Annotated in this window: 1 pseudogene; it reads right to left on the reverse strand. The window is 68.6% G+C overall.

Going from position 1 to position 1,104, the window contains the following annotated elements:
- Positions 1-23: 23 nt before the first annotated feature.
- A pseudogene (locus ACFV6H_RS37730) lies at positions 24-1,027 on the reverse strand (IS5 family transposase).
- Between the last annotated feature and the right edge of the window lie 77 nt (positions 1,028-1,104).

The following is a 1,104-nucleotide window of genomic DNA, read 5'->3' on the forward strand; positions in this document are numbered from 1 at the left end:
CTAGGGCGGGTATTGAGTCGTGATCAACCTGCGGTTCGCGTGAGGTCCTTGATCCAGATCGTGGAGGCGCGGAGGTGCAGGCCTGCGAGGTAGCTGGCGGGGGTTTTGTCGTAGCGGGTGCCGATGCCTCGCCAGGCTTTCAGCTTGTTGATCAGCCGCTCAACGGTGTTTCTCTCCTTGTGAAGGGCGGCGTCGTGGCTGGTGGGTCGGCCGCCCCTGCTGCCCTTCTTCTTCCGGTTGGCAGCCTGGTCCTTCTTCTCCGGGATGACCGCCTTGATCTGGCGTTTGCGCAGGTAGGCGCGGTTGGTCCGGGACGAGTACGCCTTGTCGCCGGCGACCGCGCCCGGCCGGGTGCGAGGACGCCCGACTGGGCCGCGGACCCGGACCTTCTTGAGCACGGGGATGAACTGCGGGCTGTCGGCGGCCTGTCCGGCGGTCAGGATGAGCGCGAGCGGGCGGCACTTGCGGTCGGCGGCGAGGTGGACCTTGCTGGTCTGCCCGCCGCGCGATCGCCCAAGCAGGGCGGCCTTCAGCCGGATTCTGCGTCGGCGCCGGATGCGGCGTCGCTCTTCCCGGGCGGGGTCGCTGTCACCGTTGCGCCCGTCTTGTCCCTCCGGGCCGCCCCCTTTGACCGGGCTTTTTCCTCCTCGGCTGCAGCCTTCTCCAGGGCGGCGAGAACCTCGGGTGCCAGGTGCATCCCGGCGGCGTCGTGGTGGGCGCGGGCAGTGGTGGAGTCCACGCTGACCAGGGACAAGTCCACCTCGCCCCGCTCCGCCGCCTCCGCGATCAGACCCTCCAGCAGGGCCTCGAAGACGCCCGCATCACGCCACTGGCGGAAGCGGTTGTGGACGGTCGACCAGGCGCCGAACTCCGCCGGCATCTCCCGCCACTGCCCGCCCGTCCTGAACCGCCAGATCACACCCGCGAACTGCAGCCGCAGCCGCTCGGGATACGGGCCGTACTCGCCGATCGGCAGATACGGACCAATGAACTCCCACTCGGCATCGCTCAGTTGCACTCGCGTCACTCAAGACGGTCTACCGGTCCAGGCTCCACCACAAGGGCAAATCCCGCAGATTGATCACGACCCGATACGCGGCCTAG

Origin of the sequence: Streptomyces sp. NPDC059743, assembly GCF_042732975.1 — a bacterium.
In the GTDB taxonomy this organism is placed as follows: Bacteria; Actinomycetota; Actinomycetes; order Streptomycetales; family Streptomycetaceae; genus Streptomyces.